Below are 18,117 nucleotides of genomic sequence, written 5' to 3'. Positions count from 1 at the left end.
ACCTGCGCGGAAGGGAGACACCATGCAGTCGATCCCCATCGGACTCACACCCGTTCACCAGGAAGGTGAACTGAACGGCATCCTGATCTCCGGTCGCTGGCCGGAATCGACGCTGGAATGGACCCAGACGCTCGTCGCCTCGGTCCGCATCGCCTGCCGTCCCGGGTTCCTGCCCACCACCACGATCTTCGGGGTGGTCGAGGAGCATCCCGACGACGCCGACACCGAGACCGTCGGGATGATGGTGGCCGTGGGCAACGTCGTCGACGACAGTTTCCTCGAGGCCGGGCGTTTCCTCACCAATCCGCCGGCGTTGTTCATGTTGCATCCGCCGTCACGGACCCGTCCGTCCCTGCCGGAATGCGCCGACGTCGCCTCCGGCTGTGTGTTGCTGCCGGGACTGCCGGAACTCGGCCTCGAGCACCGGGCCGGGTGGGCCGAGGCCGAGGCCGACGGAACCGTGGTGACGCTGCGCAACAAGGTGGGGATCGATCCCAACGCCGACCCCGATACCGCGGTGCTGGCGATGCTGCTCGCGGCGTGAGCATCCGGATCTGTTTTTCAGGGCACCCTAACTCCTGGTTTTGAGTCCCCTACCTGCATAAATACGGATCAGCGAGACGTTGCACACATCACTGAGGGCTGTCTAACCTGGCCTTCATGATCGCTGCCCTCCTGTTGAGCTTCGGCGTGATCTTCGTCGCCGAACTCGGCGACAAGTCGCAGCTGATGGCCATGACGTACGCCCTGCGCTACAAGTGGTGGATCGTGCTGGCCGCGATCACCGTCGCCACCACCGCGGTGCACGCGGTGTCGGTCTTCTTCGGCCATTTCCTCGGCCTGTCGATCCCGTCGGATCTGATCTCGATCGTCGGCGGTCTGGCGATGTTGATCTTCGGCCTGTGGACCCTGCGCGGCGACGACCTCGACGACGACGAGCAGAGCAAGGCCGACCGCGTGGGTGCCTCGGTGTTCTTCGCCGTGATGTCGTCGTTCTTCCTCGCCGAACTCGGCGACAAGACGATGCTGGCCACCATCACCCTGGCCACCGACAACAACTGGCTCGGCGTCTGGATCGGATCGACCATCGGTATGGTCGCCGCCGACGCGCTGGCCATCGCCGTCGGCGCCGTCCTCGGCAAGCACCTCCCCGAACGCACCATCGCACTCGGTGCGGCCGCACTGTTCTTCGTCTTCGCGGCCTGGCTGCTCTACGAAGGCCTGTCGGTGGCCTCGACCCCGGTGATCGTCGGCACCGTCACCGCGGTCGTCGTGCTGATCGGCGTCGGCTCGGTCTACATCCACCGGGTGCATCGCCGGCGGGTGCGGGCCCGACTCGACGAGGCCCAGCAGGTGCTCGCACACGCGCACGGCGAAGGACCGGGCGGGGACGAGCCGGGCCACTGAGTGCGGCAGGGTCGGGATGAGCGGCCGGCCGGCGACTGTCTAGGGTGACGGGGTACCGAGCGAACGCTCGGCCGACTCCCCGAAAGGACACCCGATGGACGTCTCCGGCTCCTCCGTCATCGTCACCGGCGCCGCCTCCGGCCTCGGCGCCGCCACCGCCGCCCGTTTCGCCGCCGCAGGCGCCGAGGTCTTCGGCCTCGACCTGCAGCCGTCGATCGACAAGGCCGAGCCCGTGGGCGGTGTCACGCTCATCGCCACCGATGTGACCAGCGAGGACGAGGTCCAGGCCGCCATCGACACCATCGCCGCGTCCGGCGCCCCACTGCGTGTCGCGGTGAACTGCGCCGGCGTCGGTTGGGCCTCGCGCATCCTGAGCAAGAAGGGTCCGCACGACCTCGAGTTGTTCCGCAAGGTCATCGACATCAACCTGGTCGGCACGTTCAACGTGATGCGCCTGGCCGCCAACCAGATGCAGAAGGAAGCACCCGTCGACGACGACGGCGCCCGCGGCGTCATCATCAACACCGCGTCGGTGGCGGCCTTCGAGGGCCAGATCGGTCAGATCGCCTACGCCGCATCCAAGGGCGGTGTGCACGCGATGACCATCTCCGCCGCGCGCGACCTGGCGCAGGTCGGTGTGCGCGTGTGCACGATCGCCCCCGGGACGATCAGCACCCCGATGCTCGCGGGCATCACCCCCGAGTTCCAGAAGACCCTGGCCGAGGCGATCCCGTTCCCGCAGCGACTCGGCGAGCCCACCGAGTACGCGCAGCTCGCGGAGTTCATCGTCACGCACAACTACCTCAACGGCGAGACGATCCGGATGGACGGTGCGCTGCGGATGGCACCGCGCTGAGGCGAGAACACGCCGACCCGGTGCGGGCCCGCTACCCCTTGCGGTGGCGGGCCCGCACCGCGATGTCGGGTGAATCCTGTTCCCCGACAACGGGTGTGACGGCCTCGGAGGTGGTCGCCTCGGTGGTGATCGTCTCGGAGGTGATCGTCTCGGCGGCGAGCGCCTCGGAGACGGCCAGCAGCGGTTCGGCATCACCCTCGAGGGTGTCGGAGGTGGCCGGCAGCAGGTGGCGCACGGCACCGGCCCGCGGTCCCTGCGCCAGCCGTTCGTCGACGGCTCGCCGGATCATCCGGGCCGCGACGTCGGCCTCGGCATAGTCGAAGACCGGCGGGAGGAACGGACTGAGCTGGGTCAGCGCATCCCGGATCTCGACGACGCGGCGATGCAGCAATGCGGTGGGCGACAAGTCATCTGTGCCCGGCAGCACCACCTCGGGCACCGCGTCGGTCACCAGCGTCCACAGCGGCAGCAGCCGGCGCGCCGCATTCCGCCGCCGTCGGCGGGAGGCGAGTTCACGCCACCGCGCCTGCACCATCGGGTAGCTGATGCCGAGGAGGAATCCGACGACGCCGAGAACGGCGATCACCCGGCTCGCGGTCAACAGCCCCTGCAGGTGCACCAGTCCGCTCGCGTTTCCGAGGACGTAGACGATCTCGGTGATCGCGGCGACGGCGAGCAGCCCCAGCCCGCCGATCAACATCGACAACGAGTGCCGCAGATAGCCGTCCGCCAGCGCCAGGTACTGCCAGACGCTGCGCAGGCAGGCCAGGAACCCGTAGGCGAGATACCCGGTCGCGATCAGATAGAACGCCGCGTAACCCCAGTTGGTCAGGGTCCATTCGCTCATCGACGCGGTGCGCATGTCCGACGGCACCAGGTAGAGGCTGACCTGCAGCCCGACCAGCGCCGCGACCAGCGGAACCGCCTCGACTCCGGCGCGGCGTTCCCGCGTCACCCGATCGCGTGGATAGAAGAACACGACGATCAGACCGGCCACCCCGATCGCCAGCAGGCCGTACAGCGCGACCCGGGCGGCCCCGGCGAACACGACGTCGTCGAGGGTGCGCGCCGCCGACGCGTTGGAGACCGCGAATGCGAGGGTGAGGGCCGCCACCGAGATCGTCATCGCCACCGCCTGCAGTCCGCCGCCGGACCGCCGGATCTGATCGAGCCGCCAGCACAACGCCGAGACGAACACCACCACGGCGAGCACGTTGACGGTCGCGGCCGCCGCCGTCCACTGCGCGGCCATCACAGCCATCCCTTGTGGCCTCCCAGCAGACGCTGCAGTCCACGAACATCGGTATCCGATGCGCTGCGCCCGACGCCGTCATTGGCCTCGGCGGCCCAGGTGAGGATCATCGAGGCGATGGTCTCGGCCTCCGCCTCGCGGACATCGTCGTAGCAGGTGCGCCGCAACGTCGCCTCGGTGTCGGCGGCGCTGAGCCCGGCCATCACGGTCGGCAGATCGCTGAGCATCTGATGCCCGGCGATGAGGTGGGCGAACTCGTGGATGACGATCTGATCGCGATGCCAGCGGGTGGTGTTCGCCTGATGGAAGAAGTAGTCGGCGTCCTCGGCCGCGAGCCAGATCCCGTTGGGGACGCCGGCCGGCAGGGGATGTGCGACGACGCGGATCGGACGACCCCGCCGCTGTCCGTGGCGTTCACAGAGCTGATCCACGTCGAGCGGGAGGTCGAGGTCGAGGCCACTCAGCGTCGACCTGCACAGCGACCACATGGCCCGGCGACTGCGCATCACCGAACCGTCCCCCGCCTGCGACGAAGGTTTCCGCGAAGGCCGACGGCGGTTACCGAAGCCGATCGTCAGTCCTGGGTTTCCTTGCCGCCGACGACTCGCAGCAGCGCATCACCCTGGTCCTCGGTGAGTCCGGCGGCGACGATGTCGGGCGGATCCTTCGGCAGGCCCTGCTGTTCGCGCAGCACCTTGATGAGTTCGTTGACGACGGTCACCGAATCGCTGGACAGCCCGGCCAGACGGAACGCGGCGAGCTGCACGTTGGTGTCGGCCTGCAGGCGCATCAGGTCGATCTCGTCGCGCGTGCGCTGGGCCGCGCGATCCTCCAGGAAGTAGTGGACGTCGACGCCGAACGCCGCGGCGATGCCCTCCACCGTGCGGAACGACGGCGACTTGGCCTTCCCCGAGCGCAGCTGGCTGAGGTAGGACTCGCCGAGGCGGAATCCACGTTCGGTGGATCGCGCCGCGATCGCCTTGGCGCTGTAGGCGCGTCCGTTGGGTCCGGGAACGGTACGGAACAGTTCCTCGAGCCGGCGGGCGAAGAGTCCCGGGTCGGTATCGACCGGTCGCTCGGATCCTGTCGCACGATCTGTGGACATGTCATCCCCTCGAGTGGTCATCATCTACTCTCCGAAACTAAAGCTTGCATGTGCAAACATTAAATACCTCAAACTGGATCGCGCGCAACGGCCGCTATCATCAATAATTACCCGACGGCCGCATACATACGCAGAGCGAGGCCACTGCCAGCGCGGCTGACGTTACTGTGTTGTTGGTCACACTTCTGATACCGGGCGTGTATCGCGCTGTGATCGCACCGTGATCACGCAGAGACGAAAGCCGCCGTCGGGTGAACCGGCGATGAACGAACGATGATGAACAGACGAGGGACGGAGAGGGTTTTCGTGGCGGGACGACGACTGCGGCTGACGCGACTGCTCGGCGCCGCCACGATCGCCCTCACGCTCGGACCCGGCGTCGGCCTGGCCGCCGCACACCCCTGGCATGACTCGCCGGGCCACGGCAGTGGCACCGGGACCGGCACCGGGACCGGCACCGGCACGGGTCCGGGAAGTGGCCACCACTGGCCGACGACCACACCGTCGACCGGGACCACCACCAGCGAGCCCACCACGACCGACCCGACCACTACCGATCCGACCACGACCACCTCGTCGGGAGGCCTCACGGTCACCCCGGGCGGGCCCGGCGCCGGAAGTGGCAGCGGGCACGGCACAGGCGGAGGTGCGGGTGCCGTGGTACCCACCCTGCCGACCACGACGGTGCCGTCGGCGAACCTCGGGTCGGCACCCGGACGACCGGCCACCCCCGGTCCGAGCGGCGCCGATCCCGGCTCGGGCAATCCCGGCGCCGCCAATCCCGGCGCACCCGCCACCGGTCCGGCCGCCGCACCCCAAGCCCCCCAGGTCGCCGTGCCCCGGGTGGCCCCGGCGGCACCGAACGGCGCGGTGACCGCCGCGCCGTCGGCCGGCATCAACCCTCCGGCACCGCAGGCCGATCCCGCACCCGCGACCGCCGGCGAGCCCGCCGTCACACCTGCAGGCACGTCGGGGCCCACCCCTCACGTCCCGCAGGCCGCGCCCGGCACATCGGTGGCGCTGGTGAGCGTGCGCGATTTCCTCGGCGACGTCGCGCCCGGCCTGCTCCTGCTGCTGGGTGCCGTCGCACTGATCGGCAGCGGACCCTTCCTCGAGGCCCTACGCTCGATGCGCGTGTGAGTCCGACGCCGTTGTGCGCGAATCGGATCCGCTTTGCCGAAACGCCAGCAGGTCGTCGCGCAACGGCAATGCCCGGGCAGCCGGCTCAACCATCCACTCGCGCAACACCTTCGTCGCCCGGACGTCGTCCTCGTTGTACTCCAGCAACCGATCACGCTGGGAGAGGTCGACATCGACACCGTCGAGTCCGACGGCCCGCTTGTACCAGTCCATCGACGCCGCACCACCGGCCTCGGCGTCACGCCAGGTGAAGCCGGCCACCGGCGCAATGCGCTTGAGTCCCTTGCCTTGTGGACAGACGAAGTTCGCGCCCACCGCCTCGTAGATGTCCACCCACTCGTCCGAGGCGATGAAGTCCTCGACGTCGGCCCGGGGCGGAATGCCGTCGGCGTCGGCGAACCGGTCGACCGTCGACCGCAGCCACCGGTTCTCGGCCTGTTGCGAATAGCAGTATGCGGCAAACGTTTTGCCCTGGGCGTGGGCGCCGGCACGTTCGGCCATGAGCCAGGTCCAGAACTCGGCGAATGAGCGCGCCTCATCCCTGGTCGGCAGTGGCTGCCAGGTGACGAACGCACGGTAGATCACCGGCCGGTCGCTCTCGACGCGATCGGTGAGCAGCGTGCCCCACATGTACGCGCCGTCCTCGCCGTAACTCTCCATGTCGACGTCGACCTCGACGTCGGCGCGGCGCACCTGCGGCTCCTCGACACGACGGATGAGGGGGATGTCGGCGAGCCAGGCGATCGCGGTGGACACCGCATCGTCGAAGGCGATGTTCGACGGCCACGATTGCGGCGCCGGACCGCGGTGGCGCGCCAGCTGGTCGATGGTGGTCACCCCCGACTCGACGAGCAGGTCAGCCTGATTTCCCGACGCCACCAGGCTGACATCGCGACGCTGCACGAGTTCGGGTTCGCAGCGCGGCCACCACGGGCAACTCCGGCACTCCGAGACCCGGCGGGCGGCGGTCAGCACGTCGCCGGAGGCCACCGCCTGACGGCGGGTGAACACCTCCCGGTACTCGCGCAGCAGCGTCCCCGTCCGGTGGACGACGATGCAATCGGCATCCAGCCCGATGGAACCGCCGAGCAACCTCGACTCGTCACCCGACGGTGCCAGTCCCAGATCCAGCAGCATCTGGGTGAGGTGCGCCAATCGCATCTGATCGCGGCGATGGTTACGCCCGGTGCGGTACGGATCGTGGGTGGGCAGCCAGCCCCACAACGGACTGGTGAGAAACGGGGTGGCGTCGGGGGTGAGGTCTCGGCGCACCTTCGCCGGATAGGACACACGATGGTTGACGACGATGACCGGCAGGTACCCGTCGCCGACGCGCGCCAGGAGTTCGGAGTGGCCACGCCGGCCGCCGTCGACGTCGGTGGGCAGGGTGGCATTCCAGATCCACGACGCCCCGTCGGCGCAGGCCCGCAGGGTCGCCGCGACGCGTTCGGATGTGCGTTCCGGCCCGATGATGACGAAGGTGCCCGGCGGTTGATCGCTGTGCATGGCGCGCAGGAGATCGCGGACCCGGTCGCGGTGGGAGTTGGCGGCCTCGGTGCGTCGGACGGCCTCGGCGGTGCGGGGACGGTCGGCGGCCAGTTGCGGATGCGACACATCCAAGGCGAGCCGGTGCTCACAGCCGGCGAGGTCGCGCGCATGCAGGATGGCCGGCCTCACCCCCTCACCACCTCTCCTCATCGTGATCGGGCGGCCGTGGGTGTTTTGGCTTCCTGTCCACCGCCTCCTCCCGAGCCTATGCAATGCTTGATCGGGTTCACGTCACCACCGGTCCGGCCCCTCCGCGGGCACCCGGGTGAACCGGCCACCGGCAGTCCGCAGCGAAAGGTCCCTGATGGGTGTGTTCTCGTCCGACGGAAAGAGCCGATCTCAGCGTCGCGCCGAGGCCAAGGCGCTGAAGAAGAAGGCCAAGCTCGAGGCGAAGTTCGAGTCGAAGGACCGTCGCAAGGCGGAGAAGTCCCGGCTCAAGGCCGAACGCAAGCTCCGCGACAAGGAACGCAAGGCCGACGCCAAGGTGGCCGAGAAGGTGGCGCGCAAGTCCGCCAAGGCCGAGCGCAAGGTGGCGAAAGCCCAGGTGAAGGTCGCCGAGGCGGAGACCAAGACGGTCGCCGCCAAGGCCAAGGCCGCCGCCGACGCACGTCCCCTCAGCCCGGCCAGTGTTCGTCGGTACCTCACCGTTGCGCGGCTGGTGGCTCCCATCGTCGCGCCGATCGTCTACCGCGCGGCGGTGGCCGGACGCGGCCGGATCACCTCCCTGCAGGCCGATCGTGCCGGTGTCTCGCCCGAATTGCTGCGCCAGTACTCGGGTCACGGTGCGCCGTTGGCCGCCCGCATCGCCTCGACCCGGTCCGCGCTGGAGAAGGTGTCCGCTCAGGACACCTCGCACGATGCGAAGACATTCGTCGACACCATGGGCGGGCGACTGGACAACCTGTCGATCGCGGTGGAGGCGTCGGAGGCCATGTCGTCCGGACAGCGCCGCACCGCCCACCGCGCGATCGAGGATGAGCTCGGCGCCATCGACGCCGACATCCTGGCACGCCTGGGTGTGCGGGCCTGACCGAACCGCGCGTGCGGCTGCCAGGCAACGCTCCGGTGTCCTCTAGGATCGGGTGAAAGGCCCGGTGACACGCAAGGGAGCGACCTCACGATGACGGAATCGGATCCTGTGGACCCCGTCGACCGACCCGCACCCGAGAACTCGGGCGCGACACCCGCCGGCGAGAAGGCCGCAGCGAAGAAGACTCCCGCGAAGAAGAGTCCGGTCGCAAAGAAGGCTCCCACCAAGAAGGCGGTCGCCAAGAAGGCTCCCGCGAAGAAAGCCCCGGCCAAGAAGGCGGTCGCCAAGAAATCCCCCGCCAAGAAGGCCCCGGCCGCCAAGAAACCGGCCCCGGGCGCCGGGACCGCACCGGCCAAGAAGGCTCCGCCCAAGACCTCACCGAACGCCGGATCTCCCGCGGCGGCACAGAATCCGGCGGCATCGTCGTCATCCCCGGAACCGCCGACCGTGGTGCCGACACCGCAAGTCGACGAGGCTCCGATCATCGAGACGCCGGTCGCCGAGACACCGGTCGCCGAGACCTCGGTTGTCGAGACGCCGGTGCCGGCGACTCCGGTCGTCGACGCCGTCGCCGAGGCCGATGCCCAGCGCGCGACGTTCGCGCAGTTGCGCGCCGGCGCCCCCACCGAACTCCCGTTCCCGATCCGCGTGCCGGTGATCGCCGCCGCGATCATCACGGCGCTCTCGGTGATCGGGGTGCTGCTGCGGCGCCTGCGCCACTGAGCCGGGGCCCAGAGCGTCAGGCGGAGTGCGCGATCCGGGCGAGGACCGCGTCGGCCACCGCGTCGGGTCGACGCTCCGGAATCCAGTGGTCGACACCCTCGAGCACGATGAAGTCGTAGGGCGCATCGACCATCGCCGCACATCCGCGGGCCCCCGCGCGCGACAGGTAGATGTCGCCATCGCTCCAGATGTAGGTGGTGGGGACCGTCGTCTTGCGACGCGTCAGTTCGCGGTCCATGTACCGCATCGCCCGGTACCAGTTGAGGCCGCCGGGCAGGGCACCGTAGTCGACGATGTCGATGCGCAGCTGATCGACAAATCCCTTGGGCCCGAACCGTTCTGCGCGTTCACTCGCCAGCGCCTTGGGCAGTAGCCACTCCACCAGGCCCGGGATCTGGAAAACACCCATGTACCACGACCGGAGCAGTTGCCCCCGGGGCATCGCGCGCATGTAGGCACCCGCGTGCGGGACGGCGAGCGTGGTCAGCGTCGCCAACCGGTCCGGGTACTGCGAGGCCACCGCCCACGCCACGATCGATCCCCAATCATGGCCCACCAGATGCACTTTGGGGGCTTCCACGGCGTCCGCGAGGGCCACCACGTCGGCCACCAACTCGGCGATCCGATAGTCACGCACCTTCGCGGGGCGGGCCCGTGGCGAGTACCCGCGCTGATCGGGGGCGATGGTGCGCAGGCCCGCGGCATTGAGGAGCGGGGTCACCGATCTCCAGCAATCGGCACGCTCGGGGAATCCGTGGAGCAGGATCACCGGTATCGACGTCTCATCGCCGTCGGCGATCGGCCCGGAGTCGACGACATCGAAAACGTAGCCGTCCCTGCTGAATTCGGTGATCTTTCCCGGCATGCCGACCTCCACTGCCCACCCGATGGCCCACTGTGTCGCTTTCGGATGGTACATCGTCGGGTTCAGCGATTACGCGAGTACGCAGCCGGTGAGATCCCGACGATCCGCGTGAATGCCCGTGTGAGATGCGCCTGATCACTGAATCCGAGGCGCACAGCCGTATCCGCCCAGTCGATGGCACCACCCGCGTTGGCGACCGCCGCGACGTCGAGCATCCGGAATCGCTGGATGACCCATTTCGGCCCGATTCCCACGTAGTCGCCGAATTGCCGCTGCAGTGTCCGCAGGCTGACGCCGGCGAGCGCGGCCAGGTGCTCGGCCCGGGTGAGGTCCTGATTGTGTTCGGCGGCGTCCACCAGCGCTCCGACCTCCCCGATCACCGGATCCGCACGCGGCCCGAGCCGCTCCAGCCAGTCACATGCGGCGTCGACGAGATCGGTGTCTCCACGCTCCGGGTCGAGGAGTGTCGCCGCGATCGGCCGGTCGTCGACGCCCAGCACGGTCTCCAGCGGCACCACCGATCGGGTCAGGGCACTCACCGGCGCGTTCGAGAACGCACGAAAACCGCCCGGGCGGAACGCAATTCCCACGGTGTGTCCGCGACCGGCGAGGGTTCGCGAGAAGTGCAGATCCCCCACCCCGTTGACGTTGAGTCGTCCGCCCTCGGCGGCGAGATGCACCACCGGTTGCGGAATCACTTGCTGCACAACGGGTGTGTCCACGGCCCAGCGGACGATCCAGACATAGTCCAGCCACGGCGCCAGGTCCGGCGTCGGCCGATGACGGGTGATCTGCAGCGGCTCGGCACCGACGGAGCCGATGATCGCCGATCGGCCGCGTCCCTCCGGCTCATCGGTGCCACCGGCAGCGTCGGCGGATGCGTTCTCGCTCATCGTCTCCAGTGTCGGGCGTGATGTCGTGTTTGTTCAAGACCCGGCTGCGGCGACGCGGCAGCCTGAGAACATGACAACCACGACGACACATACCGCAACGGGCACATTCAAGGTGACCGGCTGGAACGAGGCCCCCGTCTACACCCGCGACGACCGCACCGTCGAGATCAGCGGCGTTGCCTACCCGGCGCACGGGTTCACCCGCGCCGACGTGTCCTACGACTACTCCGGCGACATTCACGGGACCGGCACGCTCGCCTATCTGATCGCCTACATCGAGGGCACCGAGGCCCCGACGCTCGGTCTCCAGGCCTTCGAGGGGTCCATCGACGGGCACGACGGAACACTGGTCCTGCGCCACGACGGTTCCCACGATGCCACCGGGGTGCATGAACGTCTCGACATCGTCGACGGGCTCGGCTCCGGCGGCCTCGCCGACATGCGTGGCCACGCCGAGATCGAGATCGCCGGCCATAGCGACGACGGGTATCCGATCACCTTCCACTATTCGATGGGCTGAGCAAACCAGGGACGACAACAGCCGCGACCGGAATGGTCGCGGCTGTTGTGCCGGTTCGTGCCGGATGGGTCAGATCAGCTTGTAGACCGTCTGCCCGCCGACGGTGATCGCGGTGAAGTTCTCCGACACCCAGGTGGAGATCTCCGAGTTCCCGCCGGGACCGCCACCGGAACCACCGATGTAGTAGGCGATCTGGCCGTCGGCCACCATCTGCTTGAACTCGTCGAGCGTCGGAGCGGGGTCGCCGCTCCAACCGCCGATGGCCATCACGGCCTCACCCGAGGCGATCTCGATACCCGCTGCCGACTGCGAACCGTTGGTCGCCGCCGCCCACTTGGTGTCGGTGGCCTGCAGGAGCTTCACCAACTCGGCGCTGGTCGACGCGCCACCGGGGCCACCCATGCCGCCACCGCTCGGACGTTGTCCGGTCTGCTGGCCGCTGCCCTGGCCTGCGGTCGAACCCTGACCCTGGCTCTGCGTCGAGCCCTGGTTCTGGGTCGAGCCCTGGTTCTGGGTCGAGCCCTGGTTCTGGGTCGAGCCCTGGCCCTGGTTCTGGGTAGAACCCTGGCCCTGCGTCGAACCCTGGTTCTGTCCGGGCGGTGTCCCGCCGCCGCCGCGGTTACCTCCGCCGCCGGGGCCACCCATGCCGCCACCTTCCATGGAGGTCTGGACCGCGGTGGGGATCGAGCCGCTGTGCGCGGTCGCCGCGGTGGCGATCGAGAAGGCCGCCGTTCCACCGAAGCCGGCGAGCGATCCGGCGATCAGTGACGCCGCCACGAGCTTCTTGAGTCCGAGCACGGAGCCGGCGATGACGCCCACGATTGCGACCACGGCGACCACACCGATCAGCCAGCGGCACCACACCGGACCCCAGTCGTTGCGATCGAGCAGGACGATCGACCACGCGGCGGCCAGTCCGATCATCGCGGCCATCGCGATGCGGCCGTCCCAGTTGTCACGTCGACGCCAGGCGAAGACGGCTCCCATGCCGACCAGGGCGCCGATCGCCGGGGCGAGGGCCACCGTGTAGTAGGGGTGGATCGTGCCGCTCATGTAGCTGAAGACCATGCCGGTCACCAGCAGCCAGCCACCCCAGGTGACGATGGCGCCGGACTCGATCCGGTTCACCCCGTTGCGGTAGGAGAAGATCGGGAAGCTGCGGATCATCAGGTACACGCCGAAGGCCACCACGAACAGGGCCACGGGCAGCAGCCAGGAGATCTCATTGCCCATCTCCGAGCCGAACAGCCGATCGAGGCCGGTGGAGCCGCCGAACGAACCGCCGGCCGTACCACCGCCACCGCCGGGCCCGTTGCCCTGGCCACCGCTGATGCGTCCGACGCCGTTGTAGCCGAGGACCAGATCCATGAACGAGTTGTCGGTGGAGCCACCGATGTACGGCCGCGAACTCGCCGGCACGATCATCGTGACGACCACGAACCAGCCGGCCGAGACGACCAGCGCGAGTGCCGCACCCAGCAGGTGGGCGATCCGCTTGATCCATCCGTTGTTGGCGAAGACCAGGTAGGCCAAGCCGAAGGCCGGCAGCACCAGCAGACCTTGCAGCATCTTGGTGAGGAACGCGAAGCCGAGCGCCACACCGACCAGTGCCAGCCAGCGGCCGGAGTTCGTCGCGATGGCCCGGGCCATGCAGTATCCGCCGGCGACCATGAGCAGGACCAGCAGCGCGTCGGGATTGTTGAATCGGAACATGAGCGCCGCGGCCGGTGTGAAGGCTAGGACGGCACCGGCGATCAGGCCCGCTGCGGTGCCGTGGCGCGGATCGGTGAAGACCCGACGCATCGTCGCGTACATCAGTGCGACGGCCAGCATGCCCATGACGGCCTGCGGGGCGAGGACCGCCCACGAGTTCATCCCGAAGATCCGCACCGACAGTCCGGTCACCCACAGCGAGGCCGGCGGCTTGTCGACGGTGATGAAGTTCGACGGATCGAGGGCTCCGAAGAACCAGGCCTTCCAGCTCTCCGATCCCGCCCATGCCGCGGCGGCGTAGAAGGTGTTGGCGTAGCCGCTGGCCGAGAGATTCCACAGGTAGAGGAATCCGGTGGCGGTCAACAGTCCGGCCAGGGAGAGCTTGCTCCAGGGCACGGCACGTCGGGATCGCCGGTGCGCCGGTGGCGCGGCATCGTCGGCCGGCGGCGACGTGCTCGGCCGGTCCAGAATTGCGGTCATCACTCCTCCTGAGCGGATCGGGGTCTTCGTCGCGTGCTCCGCTCCGATAGGCGTCACACGCGCACTGCGTCGAGTACCAGAGTGGGTCGCCGGGCTCCGCTGAGACTGGACACCGACTGGGAGAAGTCTGTGAACGCCGAAGTGTTCTGTTCGTCACAAAAACCACGGTCAACCGGCATTGTGGTTGGCATTGCGGCGCCCAGAGGCCAATTCTGGATACGAGAGTTCCCCTTTATGACGAGGTTCAGATGGCTGCGCACACCACGTACCGGCGATTCGCCGCGTTCTATCCGTGGTCGACCAACCCGCTGATGCGTCGTGGCGATCGACATCTCGCCCGCGCCGGTTGGTCGGCCGTGCTGGTGACGGTGCTGGCGATCCCGCTGTGTATCTGGGCGGCCACCACCACCTATGACTCGGTCACCGCCCGTGCCGACCGCGCGATTCCCACGACGGCGACGGTCCTCAGTGTCGTCGAGGCCGACCCGACCGCGATCGACACGTCGGGCACGGTGTCCTGGAAGAACACCGACGGAGTGCACACGGCGATCACGTCGGTACCGCGCGGCACCGCAGAGGGATCGTCGATCGACATCTGGACCACCGCCGACGGTTCGCAACTGCAGCAGCATGCGGGCGCGTTGGAACGGGCCATCGGTGCCATCTGGGTCGGCATTCTCAGCTGGGCGCTGGTTCTCGCCATTCTGATCGGCGCGGTGGCACTCGTCCGACGACGCGTTGCGCGCGCCCACGCCGATCAGTGGGACCGGGAGTGGCGTCAGGCAGGCAACGCCAACGGTTGGGCCGCGCACTAGCGGCGCGGACGATAGAGAGATGGCTGAGGCCCGGAAAGCTGGCCGACTGCCCGGCAAGGAGCCGAAACTCACTCCCCTGCAACAGATACGGCTATAAGATGACTACGAATCAGGCCGGTACTGGATCACCGAGTTGATGGAGCTCTACCCGTTGAAGCGATCCTCGATCTACGCGACGATCACAGAGAGCGAGCGACGTTCGACGGAGAGTTCGAGCGGGCGGCCAACCCCTCCGACTGTGCTAGCATCAGTAGTGCCCAGGCAGTAGCCGAGGGAAGTGACCCGGCAGCCATCCGGACGGTTGGTGAGCCGGGTTTCGCGCTGTCTGGACCACTGTTCAAGAACCGTCGACGTGGATCACCGATCGAATGACTGGCTCTACTCTTCTGCGCCAGTCGCCACCTTTGACGTAGCACCACACGACCGCGTCGGAAATCCAGAGCAATGGTTCCTGGGTCGGTCTTTCGTGGCGGTAGGACAAATCGGGAACCCGGTGCCGGCGGACCGCGGCATAGAGCGTTGCACGGTCGGCGTCGACGAGACTGTCGTCCTGCTCGATCACCAGTGATGATCCGCCGTCGCCCGCGAGATCGCGCACGACTGCATCGAGTGCATGCCGTCTCCCCTGCCGCTGATCTCGTATCGTGGTTGTGTCGTACACCCGCACGCCCAGGTCAAGATCGCAGATCGCTGAACAAATCTTGCGGCGGCGAGGGTCCGACTCTTTCGTGAAGTGAATCCGACGTTGACCATTCGCCCGCAACGCCTGCATCGCTTTCCGGCTGGCCACCAGCGAGGTGGGATCGCTGATCGTGCAGGCGACAACAAGTCCTCGCACCTTGCTCTCGTCAACGAATGCGTGCATTGCGGGAGATTATCACCCAAATAACACGCTGCTACCTGCGGAAAAGCACCTCAGCCCGGACCGGCCACCACGGACGGCGATGCCGGCGTCGTCACCGGACGGGGCGCCACCGGAACGAAGGCGTTGACCGCACGACCCCGCAGGGTCGGCGAGATCTCGTTGATGAAGGCCAACACCTCCCGACCCTCCGCCGGCGGATAGGGCGTCGGGACGTAGTCGTTGTACGCCTCCGTCCGCGAGACGCGCGTCGGGATCACCCGGAAGTCGACTCCCCGAACGTCCTTGCCGGACATGTCGAATCGGGTCTGGAGGATGAACGTCCGCTTGTCCGTCGGATTGCTGTTGCCGCCGAAGGCGAAATTGCCGAACGAGTAGGCGATGAGCTTGCCGCGGTAGATCTCCATCGACTGGATCACGTGCGGGTGGGTGCCGACCACCAGATCGGCACCGCTGTCGATGGCGAGGTGGGCCAACTCGGTCTGCACGCTGTACGGCACGTGTTCGGACTCGATTCCCCAGTGCATGAACGGGATCACGACGTCGGCGCCGGCCGCGCGCAGGCGATGGATGTCGGTCACCAGTTTCCGGCGCATCGCCGGATCGTCAGTCCACGCCTGATAGCCGACGAAGCCGAACGTCACACCCTTGACCGTCGTCAGATTACGGATGTCGTAGGTCGATCCCTCACCCTCGTAGCCGGTGCCGAAGTATTCGACGCCGACGCCCCGCAACGCCGCGAGGGTGTCGTCGAAGCCGGCCTGGCCGTAGTCGAAGGTGTGATTGTTGGCGACGGTCACCACGTCGATCCCGCCCGCCGGCAGCGTCGCGGCGAGGGCAGGCTCCCCGTGGAAGTGGTACACCTCGCCCTCGCCCTTGTACCGCTGATTCAGCCGACGGGTCAGTGCCACTTCGAAATTGGCGACGGTGAGGTCGTCGGCGTCGAGGAATCGTTTGACGTTCTGGAAGAAGTAGTCGGGGCGTCGCCCGCTCTGTTCCCAGAGCGTCGGCAGCGAGTTCGAGGTGGAGAACTTGTCGTCGGTACCCAGGATGTTGTCGCCGGTGAAACTGAGGACCAGTTGCTGCTCGACGGGTGGGGGCTCGACGACCGCACTCGTCGATCCCGCGTGTATCGCCACGGCCCCGGTCGGTACCGCCGACGCCGCCGCCACGGCGACGACGACAACCGCCAGCACCACACCCACTCCGACAGCGCGCCATCGGGCTCTTTCACCGAACACCCTTGCATCCAACACGATTCACGTCTCGGGCGCGCGTCGTACAAACGGTGGAAATCGGCGGTGGCGCCCTGACGCGGGTCAGCGGCCGGGCAGGTACTTCAGTGCGCGCATCGCCATCGGGGTCAGCGCACGATAGACGTCCTTGGGGATTCCCGGTGCGCGGTCGATGCCGAGGAAACGTTGTTCGGCGATCGTCTGGGGCTCGGTGTACTTGAGCAATCCCTCCTCGCCGTGACGCCGCCCGACACCGGAGATGCCCATGCCGCCCATCGGGGCGGCCGTCGACGCCCACGCCGCGGCGTATCCCTCGTTGATGTTGACGGTGCCGGCGCGCAGTTTCTCCGCGATCCGCTGGGCTTCCTCGCTGCTGCCCGCGAAGACGCTCGCGTTGAGGCCGTAGTCGGTGTCGTTGGCGAGTTTGATGGCCTCGTCGATGGAATCCACCGGATAGATCGACACCACCGGACCGAAGGTCTCGTTGCCGTAGCAGGTCATCGCGTCGGTCACGCCGGTCAGGACGGTCGGCTCATAGAAGAACGGGCCGAGATCCGCGCGGCGTTTGCCACCGGCAATCACCGTGGCGCCCTTGGACACCGCGTCCTCGACATGCGCCTCGGTGGTGTCGACCTGCGCCGCCGAGGCCAACGAACCCATGTCGGCACGGAAGTCATAGGTCGCGTCCAGCTTCATGTTGCGCACGTATGCACCGAACTTCTCGGTGAATTCGTCGGCGATGATCGCGTCGACGTAGAGCCGCTCGATGGAGATGCACAGCTGTCCCGAGTTCGAGAAACAGGCCCGCGCGGCGCCCTCGACGGCCCGGTCGATGTTGGCACCGGCGGTCACGATCATCGGGTTCTTGCCGCCCAGTTCGGCGGAGAACCCGATGAGGCGTTGACCGGCCTGCGCCGCCAGGGTCGCGCCGGTCGTCGAGGAGCCGGTGAACATCACGTAGTCGGTGGTGGCGACGATGGCCTGCCCGACGACGCTGCCCGGGCCGGGAACGACGGCGAAGAGTTCCTGCGGCAGACCCGCCTCGTACAGCAACTCGGCCAGCGCCAGGGAGCAGTACGGGGTCTGGCTGTCCGGCTTGATGACGACGCCGTTGCCGGCGATGAGCGCGGCCACGGCGTCGGACACCGCGAGCGTCAGCGGATAGTTCCAGGGACTGATGACGCCGACGACGCCCTTGGGCTGGTAGCGCACCCGCACATTGGTCGCCCCCGGGATCAGGCCCTTGACCTTGTGCTCGGCCAGCGCCTTGGGCCCGACGGTGGCGTAGTGCCGCGCGGTGAGGGCGACGTCGATGACCTCTTCCTGCGCGTAGATCCGGGCCTTGCCCGACTCCGCCTGCGCGATGTCCATCAGCGAGTCGGCGTGGCGGTGCACGAGCTCGGAGAACTTCGCGATCACCTTGGCGCGGTCCGCAGCCGGCCGCGCGGCCCACCCTTCCTGCGCGACGCGCGCCCGGGCGACGGCGGTTTCGAGGTCCTGGGCCGTCCCCACCGGAATCGTGGCCATCTCGACGCCGCTGAACGCCTCGAGCACCGGACGGGTCGGACGCTTGTCGGCGTCGTCGATGGCCACCAACGCGCCCAATCGCGCGAAGTACGCAGACGTGGGTTTCGGCATGACGGGACTCCTCGGTGAGTGGTGCGGTCGGAAAG

The 18,117-nt window shown here is 67.9% G+C and carries 18 protein-coding genes; 8 read left to right on the top strand and 10 right to left on the bottom strand.

Features of this window, described 5'->3' with window-relative positions; translation table 11 throughout:
* Nucleotides 1-22: 22 nt before the first annotated feature.
* From ABLE94_RS16815 to ABLE94_RS16805, 3 genes are all read left to right on the top strand, one after another.
* A complete protein-coding gene (locus tag ABLE94_RS16815; RefSeq protein WP_348807162.1) occupies nt 23-544 on the top strand; it encodes a peptidase in 522 nt (173 codons plus the stop codon).
* A 116-nt stretch (nt 545-660) separates the two neighbouring features.
* Complete coding sequence (locus tag ABLE94_RS16810; protein WP_348809326.1) at nt 661-1,407, top strand: TMEM165/GDT1 family protein; 747 nt, start codon at nt 661-663, stop codon at nt 1,405-1,407.
* Nucleotides 1,408-1,501: 94 nt separating this feature from the next.
* On the top strand, nt 1,502-2,263 hold the full coding sequence (locus ABLE94_RS16805) for an SDR family NAD(P)-dependent oxidoreductase (protein ID WP_348809325.1): 762 nt from the start codon (nt 1,502-1,504) through the stop codon (nt 2,261-2,263).
* Nucleotides 2,264-2,294: 31 nt separating this feature from the next.
* Here ABLE94_RS16805 and ABLE94_RS16800 read toward each other — a convergent pair whose 3' ends face one another.
* The 3 genes from ABLE94_RS16800 to ABLE94_RS16790 all read right to left on the bottom strand — a co-directional run bounded on the left by ABLE94_RS16800 (nt 2,295) and on the right by ABLE94_RS16790 (nt 4,641).
* Entirely contained in the window at nt 2,295-3,524 is a 1,230-nt protein-coding gene (locus ABLE94_RS16800) for an MAB_1171c family putative transporter (RefSeq protein ID WP_348809324.1), read from the bottom strand.
* On the bottom strand, nt 3,515-4,021 hold the full coding sequence (locus ABLE94_RS16795) for a hypothetical protein (protein WP_348807166.1): 507 nt from the start codon (nt 4,019-4,021) through the stop codon (nt 3,515-3,517). Before ABLE94_RS16795 ends, ABLE94_RS16800 begins: the two co-directional genes overlap by 10 nt.
* Before the next feature lie 68 nt (nt 4,022-4,089).
* A complete protein-coding gene (locus ABLE94_RS16790) occupies nt 4,090-4,641 on the bottom strand; it encodes an XRE family transcriptional regulator (RefSeq protein WP_425476225.1) in 552 nt (183 codons plus the stop codon).
* Between the two features lie 285 nt (nt 4,642-4,926).
* Between ABLE94_RS16790 and ABLE94_RS16785 the strand changes: the two genes are divergently transcribed.
* Nucleotides 4,927-5,760 carry a hypothetical protein gene (locus tag ABLE94_RS16785; RefSeq protein WP_348809323.1) on the top strand — a complete coding sequence of 278 codons (834 nt, stop codon included), beginning with the start codon at nt 4,927-4,929 and terminating at the stop codon, nt 5,758-5,760.
* Here the strand turns inward: ABLE94_RS16785 and ABLE94_RS16780 are convergent.
* Nucleotides 5,740-7,437, bottom strand: a complete 1,698-nt coding sequence (locus ABLE94_RS16780) for a TM0106 family RecB-like putative nuclease (RefSeq protein ID WP_348809322.1) — start codon at nt 7,435-7,437, stop codon at nt 5,740-5,742. The two genes, ABLE94_RS16785 and ABLE94_RS16780, sit on opposite strands and share 21 nt — an antisense overlap.
* Before the next feature lie 175 nt (nt 7,438-7,612).
* Between ABLE94_RS16780 and ABLE94_RS16775 the strand changes: the two genes are divergently transcribed.
* Both ABLE94_RS16775 and ABLE94_RS16770 read left to right on the top strand, forming a co-directional pair.
* On the top strand, nt 7,613-8,338 hold the full coding sequence (locus ABLE94_RS16775) for a DUF6474 family protein (protein ID WP_348807170.1): 726 nt from the start codon (nt 7,613-7,615) through the stop codon (nt 8,336-8,338).
* A 90-nt stretch (nt 8,339-8,428) separates the two neighbouring features.
* Nucleotides 8,429-9,061, top strand: coding sequence for a hypothetical protein (locus tag ABLE94_RS16770; RefSeq protein ID WP_348809321.1), 633 nt, complete (start codon nt 8,429-8,431; stop codon nt 9,059-9,061).
* A gap of 16 nt (nt 9,062-9,077) precedes the next feature.
* Here ABLE94_RS16770 and ABLE94_RS16765 read toward each other — a convergent pair whose 3' ends face one another.
* Together ABLE94_RS16765 and ABLE94_RS16760 are read right to left on the bottom strand one after the other, a co-directional pair.
* Nucleotides 9,078-9,926 (bottom strand): alpha/beta fold hydrolase, encoded by an 849-nt coding sequence (locus ABLE94_RS16765; RefSeq protein ID WP_348809320.1) that lies wholly within the window; start codon nt 9,924-9,926, stop codon nt 9,078-9,080.
* Between the two features lie 62 nt (nt 9,927-9,988).
* Entirely contained in the window at nt 9,989-10,819 is an 831-nt protein-coding gene (locus ABLE94_RS16760; RefSeq protein ID WP_348807173.1) for an AraC family transcriptional regulator, read from the bottom strand.
* Between the two features lie 70 nt (nt 10,820-10,889).
* On the opposite strand from ABLE94_RS16760, the gene ABLE94_RS16755 reads away from it, so the two are divergent.
* On the top strand, nt 10,890-11,339 hold the full coding sequence (locus ABLE94_RS16755; RefSeq protein WP_348807174.1) for a DUF3224 domain-containing protein: 450 nt from the start codon (nt 10,890-10,892) through the stop codon (nt 11,337-11,339).
* A gap of 69 nt (nt 11,340-11,408) precedes the next feature.
* Here the strand turns inward: ABLE94_RS16755 and ABLE94_RS16750 are convergent, their stop codons facing one another.
* Nucleotides 11,409-13,532 (bottom strand): ArnT family glycosyltransferase, encoded by a 2,124-nt coding sequence (locus tag ABLE94_RS16750; RefSeq protein WP_348807175.1) that lies wholly within the window; start codon nt 13,530-13,532, stop codon nt 11,409-11,411.
* 248 nt (nt 13,533-13,780) lie between these two features.
* Here ABLE94_RS16750 and ABLE94_RS16745 point away from each other — a divergent pair, with 248 nt between their 5' ends.
* Entirely contained in the window at nt 13,781-14,347 is a 567-nt protein-coding gene (locus tag ABLE94_RS16745) for an Rv1733c family protein (RefSeq protein WP_348807176.1), read from the top strand.
* 337 nt (nt 14,348-14,684) lie between these two features.
* Here ABLE94_RS16745 and ABLE94_RS16740 read toward each other — a convergent pair whose 3' ends face one another.
* The 3 genes from ABLE94_RS16740 to ABLE94_RS16730 form a co-directional block, all read right to left on the bottom strand.
* Nucleotides 14,685-15,212 (bottom strand): hypothetical protein, encoded by a 528-nt coding sequence (locus ABLE94_RS16740; protein WP_348807177.1) that lies wholly within the window; start codon nt 15,210-15,212, stop codon nt 14,685-14,687.
* Between the two features lie 50 nt (nt 15,213-15,262).
* Nucleotides 15,263-16,450, bottom strand: a complete 1,188-nt coding sequence (locus ABLE94_RS16735) for a CapA family protein (protein ID WP_425476222.1) — start codon at nt 16,448-16,450, stop codon at nt 15,263-15,265.
* Between the two features lie 78 nt (nt 16,451-16,528).
* Nucleotides 16,529-18,082, bottom strand: a complete 1,554-nt coding sequence (locus ABLE94_RS16730) for a succinic semialdehyde dehydrogenase (protein WP_348807179.1) — start codon at nt 18,080-18,082, stop codon at nt 16,529-16,531.
* Between the last annotated feature and the right edge of the window lie 35 nt (nt 18,083-18,117).

Origin of the sequence: Gordonia sp. VNK1 (assembly GCF_040049135.1) — a bacterium.
GTDB classification, from domain to species: Bacteria; Actinomycetota; Actinomycetes; order Mycobacteriales; family Mycobacteriaceae; genus Gordonia; species Gordonia oleivorans.
This window is presented reverse-complemented; position numbering and strand designations above follow the sequence as displayed.

Excerpts from the sequence above, each read along its gene's own strand:
- ABLE94_RS16815 (WP_348807162.1), top strand. The coding sequence starts at position 23 with ATGCAGTCGATCCCCATCGGACTCACACCCGTTCACCAGGAAGGTGAA.
- ABLE94_RS16810 (WP_348809326.1), top strand. The coding sequence starts at position 661 with ATGATCGCTGCCCTCCTGTTGAGCTTCGGCGTGATCTTCGTCGCCGAA.
- ABLE94_RS16805 (WP_348809325.1), top strand. The coding sequence starts at position 1,502 with ATGGACGTCTCCGGCTCCTCCGTCATCGTCACCGGCGCCGCCTCCGGC.
- ABLE94_RS16800 (WP_348809324.1), bottom strand. The coding sequence starts at position 3,524 with ATGGCTGTGATGGCCGCGCAGTGGACGGCGGCGGCCGCGACCGTCAAC.
- ABLE94_RS16795 (WP_348807166.1), bottom strand. The coding sequence starts at position 4,021 with ATGCGCAGTCGCCGGGCCATGTGGTCGCTGTGCAGGTCGACGCTGAGT.
- ABLE94_RS16790 (WP_425476225.1), bottom strand. The coding sequence starts at position 4,641 with ATGACCACTCGAGGGGATGACATGTCCACAGATCGTGCGACAGGATCC.
- ABLE94_RS16775 (WP_348807170.1), top strand. The coding sequence starts at position 7,613 with ATGGGTGTGTTCTCGTCCGACGGAAAGAGCCGATCTCAGCGTCGCGCC.
- ABLE94_RS16770 (WP_348809321.1), top strand. The coding sequence starts at position 8,429 with ATGACGGAATCGGATCCTGTGGACCCCGTCGACCGACCCGCACCCGAG.
- ABLE94_RS16765 (WP_348809320.1), bottom strand. The coding sequence starts at position 9,926 with ATGCCGGGAAAGATCACCGAATTCAGCAGGGACGGCTACGTTTTCGAT.
- ABLE94_RS16760 (WP_348807173.1), bottom strand. The coding sequence starts at position 10,819 with ATGAGCGAGAACGCATCCGCCGACGCTGCCGGTGGCACCGATGAGCCG.
- ABLE94_RS16755 (WP_348807174.1), top strand. The coding sequence starts at position 10,890 with ATGACAACCACGACGACACATACCGCAACGGGCACATTCAAGGTGACC.
- ABLE94_RS16750 (WP_348807175.1), bottom strand. The coding sequence starts at position 13,532 with ATGACCGCAATTCTGGACCGGCCGAGCACGTCGCCGCCGGCCGACGAT.
- ABLE94_RS16745 (WP_348807176.1), top strand. The coding sequence starts at position 13,781 with ATGGCTGCGCACACCACGTACCGGCGATTCGCCGCGTTCTATCCGTGG.
- ABLE94_RS16740 (WP_348807177.1), bottom strand. The coding sequence starts at position 15,212 with ATGCACGCATTCGTTGACGAGAGCAAGGTGCGAGGACTTGTTGTCGCC.
- ABLE94_RS16730 (WP_348807179.1), bottom strand. The coding sequence starts at position 18,082 with ATGCCGAAACCCACGTCTGCGTACTTCGCGCGATTGGGCGCGTTGGTG.